The 6,059-nt window shown below is 67.9% G+C and carries 3 protein-coding genes; 1 reads left to right on the top strand and 2 read right to left on the bottom strand.

What is annotated here, in order from left to right; genetic code table 11:
• The coding region (locus GPA27_RS27620) for a response regulator (RefSeq protein WP_169143620.1) at positions 1–4,010 on the bottom strand (4,010 nt) is incomplete at its 3' end.
• Positions 4,011–4,044: 34 nt separating this feature from the next.
• Complete coding sequence (locus GPA27_RS27615; RefSeq protein ID WP_169143619.1) at positions 4,045–5,142, bottom strand: response regulator; 1,098 nt, start codon at positions 5,140–5,142, stop codon at positions 4,045–4,047.
• 259 nt (positions 5,143–5,401) lie between these two features.
• Between GPA27_RS27615 and GPA27_RS27610 the strand changes: the two genes are divergently transcribed.
• Positions 5,402–5,887 (top strand): OmpA family protein, encoded by a 486-nt coding sequence (locus GPA27_RS27610; protein ID WP_169143618.1) that lies wholly within the window; start codon positions 5,402–5,404, stop codon positions 5,885–5,887.
• Positions 5,888–6,059 lie beyond the last annotated feature (172 nt).

The raw sequence follows: 6,059 nt of genomic DNA, 5'->3' as shown, positions 1-6,059 counted from the left end.
GCGGTGGGGTCGGGGTCGGACTGGGCGGCGGCGAACTGTTCGGCGAAGCGGCACTGGGTGTCGCGGAAGCGCGTGAGCATGCGCCGGTAGAGCTTGTGGTTGTCCATCGTCGTGGCGAGGCCGGCGGCGATGTCGATGCCGGGCAGCGGGGGCAGGGTGGCCGCGCCGTGTTCCGGCGTTGCAGGTGCTGCCGGTGCTGCCGGTGCTACTGGAGCTGCCGGTGCGGTCGTGACGGTGGCCGGGGCCGCGGGGTGGATCCACTTCGCGAGGGTGACGAACATGCCGGCGACGTCGAGCGGCTTGGCGATGTGGTCGTCCATGCCCGCGGCGATGACCTTGTCGCGGTCGCCGGCCATCGTGTTGGCGGTCATCGCGAGCACGGGGAGCCCCGCCCACGCGGGGTTGCGGCGGATTTCGCGCGTGGCGGTGTAGCCGTCCATGACGGGCATCTGGCAGTCCATGAGGATGCCGTCGAAGCGGGCGTCGCGGGCGAGGATGTCGAGCGCTTCCTGGCCGTTGCCGGCGACGACGACGTCCATGCCGGCCTGGCGCAGCAGGTCGGTGGCGAGCTCCTGGTTCATTTCGTTGTCTTCGACGAGCAGCACGCGGGCGCCGGCGAGGGCCGCCATCGCGGCGCTGGAGCCGTCGATGCTTTCATGCGCGCGGGTATCGGCGAGGCCGCGCTTGTCGAGGGCCTCGCCGATGGCTTCGAGCAGGCGGGATGCGGTGACCGGCTTGGTGAGGGCGGACTTGACCGCGACGCCGCGCAGTTCGGCCGAGCCGAGCGCCTCTTCGCGGCCGTAGGCGGTGACCATGATGATGGCCGGCTGGCGCGCGGGGCGGCTGGCCTGCAGGCGACGCACGGCTTCGACGCCGTCGATGACGGGCATCTTCCAGTCCATCAGCACGAGATCGTAGGGGGTGCGGCGAGCGTCGGCGGCGGCGATCATGTCGAGCGCCTGGCTGCCGTCCCATGCGGCATCGACCGAGAGGCCGAAGTGCCGCACGATCGCGGAGAGGATTTCGCGCGCGGAGGCGTTGTCGTCGACAACGAGGACGCGCACGCCCTGCAGTTCGTCGGCGCGGAACATGCGCCGGCTCATGGGTTCGGCCTGCAGGCCGAAGCGGGCGGTGAAGTGAAAGGTGGAGCCGTGGCCGACGGTGCTTTCGACCCAGATGCGGCCCTTCATCATTTCGACGAGGTTTTTCGAGATCGCGAGGCCGAGGCCGGTGCCGCCGTACTTGCGCGTGGTGGAGGCGTCGGCCTGGCTGAAGCTGCGGAACAACGATTCGCACTGTTCGGGGCTCATGCCGATGCCGGTGTCGCGCACCCAGAAGTGCAGTTCGACCTCGTCGGCGGTCTGCGCGACGGTGTCGATGCCGACGACGATCTCGCCCGTTTCGGTGAACTTGACCGCATTATTGCCGAGGTTGACCAGGATCTGACCAAGGCGTAGCGGGTCGCCGACGAGGGCGGTGGGGACGTCCGGGGCGGCGTTGAACAGCAGCTCCAGCCCCTTGTCCTCGGTCTTGAGGCCGACGAGGTTGGCGAGGTGGTCCATGACGTCTTCGAGACGGAATTCGACCTTTTCCATCGACATCTTGCCGGCTTCGATCTTCGAGAAGTCGAGGATGTCGTTGATGATGCCGAGGAGGTTCTCGCCGGCGCGGTGCACCTTCTCGATGTAGTTGCGCTGCTTGCGGTCGAGCGGGCCCTGCAGGGCGAGGTGCGACATGCCGATGATGGCGTTCATCGGCGTGCGGATCTCGTGGCTCATGTTGGCGAGGAAGTCGCTCTTGGCGCGCGTGGCCTCTTCGGCGATTTCCTTGGCGCGCAGGATTTCGGCCTCGGCGCGCTTGCGGTCGGTGATGTCGAGCAGCCAGCCCATGACGCCTTTCTCGCCCTCGTGGGCGAAGGGCATGAAGGTGACGAGGAAGTCGCGCAGCTCGCCGCCGGCAGCAACCAGGCGCATCTCGCGGTCGCGGATGTAGCGGTCGCGGCGCAGGTCCTCGACCATGCGCAGGCGGTCTTCGGGCGATGCGTAGATGTGCAGCGCGGGGTCGCCCGGGCGGCTGTCGAACATGCGCGTGAATTCGGGGTTGGTGTAGCGGAACACGCCGTCGGTGGTGAAGGCGGTGCCGACCGGGCTGTGGTCGAGGATGTACTGCAGCGAGGCGCGCTGGTCGGCGAGGGCCTTCTCGGCCGCCCTGCGTTCGGTGATGTCGCGGAACACGACGACGGTGCCGACGAGGGTGCCGTCCTTGTGGATCGGGGTGGTCGAGTATTCGACCGGTAGCGGCGTGCCATCCTTGCGCCACAGGACTTCGCTGTCGACGGTGCGCGCCTGGCCGTCCATGCCGGTGCGATACATCGCGCATTCGTCGCGCGGGAAACTGCGGCCGTCCGGGTAGCTGTGGTGGATGAGGGCATGCACGGCCTGGCCGACGAATTCCTGCTCCGCGTAGCCGAGCATGGCGGGCGCGGCGGAATTGGCGAAGGTCATCACGCCGTCCTGGTCGAGGCCGATGATGCCGTCCTTGACCGAGCCGAGGATGAGGCGGCTGCGCTCTTCGAGGATCGCGAGGTTGGCCGAGGTTTCGCGCAGCGAGGCCTGCTGGGCTTCGAGCTCGACGGTCTGCTCCTCGAGCTGACGCGCCTGTTGTTCCATGTTCTCGGCCTGGCGCTGTGTCTCCTCGAGCAACGTCTGCGTGCGGGCGTTGCGTTTTAGGATCTCGAGGCTCATCGCGAGGATGGGCATCACGCCGTCGAGCAGGGCCTGCTGCGGGGCGCCGAACCCCTCGAAGGTGGCGAGCTCGACCACCGCCAGCAGGCGTTCGGTGCGCTGCACGGGGAGAACGGCGATCGCCCGCGGCGCGGCCTCGCCCAGCCCGGAGCCGATGTGGATGTAGTCCGTGGGCGGGTTGGTGAAGATGATCGGCGCGCGCTCCAGCGCACATTGCCCGACCAGGCCTTCGCCGGGGGAGAACTGCGGCACGGGGTGCGCCGGCCCGCGCAGGGCGTAGCCCGCCAGCAAAACGAGCCGGTTCGCGGCTTCGTCGTGGTAGTAGAAGGCGGCGTGGCCGAGCTTGAGGACCGGCGCAAGGTTGGAGAGGAATTTCTGTGCGAGTTCGGCGAGCGTCGTCGAGGTTTGCAGGTCGCCGGAAATGGCCGCGAGGTGGGTCTTGAGCCAGCGCTGCGTCTCGACCTTTCGCGCCTCGATGCGCAGCACTTCGATCGCGCGCGCGAGCTCGCCGATCTCGTTGGGATATTCGGTATGCGGGACGGACTGGTCGAAGTGGCCGGCGGAGATCTGTTCGACGACAGTGCGCAGGCGCTCGGTGGGCCGGCGGATGGACTGCGCGACGAGGGCCCCCAGCAGCAGCGCGAGAACGCCGCCACCGACGATCAGGGCGTAGGTGGTGCGCTTGATCTCTACCATGTGCCGGTCGGCGGCGATGGCGGCATCGCGCGCTTCCTCGTCCATGACCCGCGCGATGTCGACCAGCGCATCGCCCGCGACCTGGCCGGCGAGCTGGAATCCGGGCGAAGCGACCGCGCCCAGCGCATCCGTGAGATCGCCTTTCATCTGCAGGTCGACGACCCGCGCGATGCCGGCCTTGTACTGTGCGAAGCGCTCGTTGAAGTGCGCCAGCCGTTCGCGGTTGTCCTGGCGGTGGAACAGTTTTGCCGCAGCGTCGAGTTCGCTGCGCAGGCGGCTCTCCGATTCGGCAAGCTGGCGGAAGGCCTGGTCGCGTTCACCGGGCGCCTGCGGCAGGATGGCCTGGCGCAGGGCGTGGCCCATCTGCACGAACTGGATACGCGCCTCCTTGACGTGCGAGACGCCCATCAGCTCCCGCTCGTAGAGTGCCTGCAGTTCGTCGTTCAGCAGGTTCTGGTTGTGCAGCGAATGCAGGCTGATGCCGCCGACGACCAGCAGCAGGCCGGCGAAGCCCAGCATCAGTTTCGCCGCGAGCGAGCGGCGCTCCAGCGCGGTCATCGAAAGGCTCATCCTTGCGGCTCCTGTGTGGCGCGGCGGTGTCGATCTAGTCGGCAAAGCGCGCGGCGATGACGCGGAACTCGTCCTGCAGTTCAACGAAGGCATCGACGATGTCGGGGTCGAAGTGCGAGCCGCGGCCGTCGCGGATGATCGCGGCCGCGTCCTCGTGCGACATGCCCTCCTTGTACACGCGCCGGCTGATCAGCGCGTCATATACGTCGGCCAGCGCCATCAGGCGCGCCGAGATCGGGATCGTGTCGCCGGCGATGCCTTCCGGGTAGCCCGAGCCGTCCCACTTCTCCTGATGGTAATAGGCAATCTCCTTGGCGAGGCGGAGGAAGTCGACGTCCATGCCGAGTTTCCGCTCTGCGTGGATGATCGCGTCACGGCCGAGCGTCGTATGCGCCTTCATCGTCTCGAACTCGGCGGCGTCGAAGCGCCCGGGTTTGAGCAGGATGCGGTCGGGGATGCCGACCTTGCCGATGTCGTGCAGCGGGGCCGACTTGAACAGCATGTCGATCGTGCCGTCGGTGAGGAAATCGCGGAACCGCGGGTGCGGCTGCAGGTGCTCGGCCAGCACCCTGACGTAGAACTGGGTGCGGCGGATGTGGTTGCCGGTGTCGTTGTCGCGCGTCTCCGCGAGCGAGGCCATCGCGAGGATGGCAACGTCCTGGATCGCGGCGAGCTCGCGCGTGCGCCGGGCGACCTCGGCTTCGAGGTAGGCGTTCTTGTCGCGCAGGAAGTCGGTGGCGGCCTTGATGTGCAGGTGGGTCGCGACGCGCGCCAGCACCACCGGCGGATTGACCGGTTTGGTGATGAAGTCGGCCGCGCCCATCGCGAGGCCTTTCGTCTCGTCCTCGGTCGCGGTCATCGCGGTGAGGAAGATGATCGGGATGTCGCGCGTGGCCGCATCGGCCTTGAGCGCCTCGCACACGTCGTAGCCGGAGAGGCCCGGCATCATGATGTCGAGCAGGATCAGGTCGGGCGACGGCTCGCCGCGGGCGACGCGCAGCGCCTTGTCGCCGTTGTTGGCGACCTTCACCTTGTAGCGGTCCTTGAGCAGGCCGGACATCAGCGACAGGTTGTCCGGGGTGTCGTCGACCACCAGGACCGTGGGCTTCTCGATGATCGTCGGTATGTCCATTTCTCTCCTCACTGCTGCACCCGTCCGGGGGCATCCTCACCGCTCCGGTCCGTGCGCAACTGCTTGATCATTGCATATTCAAACGCCACGGCGCACCCGAGGCAACAGGCTTGCCGCCTCGCCGGTCATTCGGTGCGGTGAATTCCGCGGCGTGGCAGCGATCGTCCGTCAAATGATTGGATACGATTCGCCGACGTTTCGGCTAAACTGCCGGCCGACCCTGCGTACGCGGGATAACCCTGTGTTTGGAGCGTAGAACATGTTCGATCAGGAAGACGGAGAACTCAACGTTGTCATCGGTGTGCTCTTCGGCGTCATCGCGCTGGTGATCGCGCTGGTGATCGGCCTCGGGACGTGGAAGCTGCGTGCGGCCGACGTGCCGGCGCCGACTGCGGCCGCGGCGGGCGAGTTCGCCGAGGTCGCGGAAGTGGGCGAGGCGCTGGTGAAGTTCTATTTCGCGGTCGGCGAGGCGACGCTGCCGGCGGATGCGTCGCCGGACATCGCGACCATCGTCGTCGCGCTGGATGCGGCGCCCGAGAAGAAGGTGCTGCTGTCGGGCTTCCACGACGAGACGGGCGGCGCCGCGGTGAATGCCGAGGTGTCGAAGAACCGCGCGCTGGCCGTGCGCGAGGCGCTGGTCGAGGCGGGCGTGCCGGCCGAGCGCGTGCTGCTGCGCCGTCCGGCGGTGACGCTGGGGGGCGGCGACGCCGCCGAGGCGCGCCGCGTCGAGGCGCGCGTGCAGTAAGCGGGCACCTTTCCGCAGCACACGAATCAGCCGGGGACACCCCGGCTTTTTTGTTTTTGCGGGGAGGCCGGGCCACCGCCACGCATCCACCCCCCGGCCCGCGGCCGGCGTGGCGGCTATACTTCCGGCTTCCGCGAACAATAGTTACAAGGAGCCCGCATGTCCTCCCCGC

The organism is Aromatoleum toluolicum (assembly GCF_012911005.2).
Classification (GTDB): domain Bacteria; phylum Pseudomonadota; class Gammaproteobacteria; order Burkholderiales; family Rhodocyclaceae; genus Aromatoleum; species Aromatoleum toluolicum.
The sequence above is the reverse complement of the archived record's forward strand: the minus strand, read 5'-3'. Positions and strand labels throughout refer to the sequence as shown.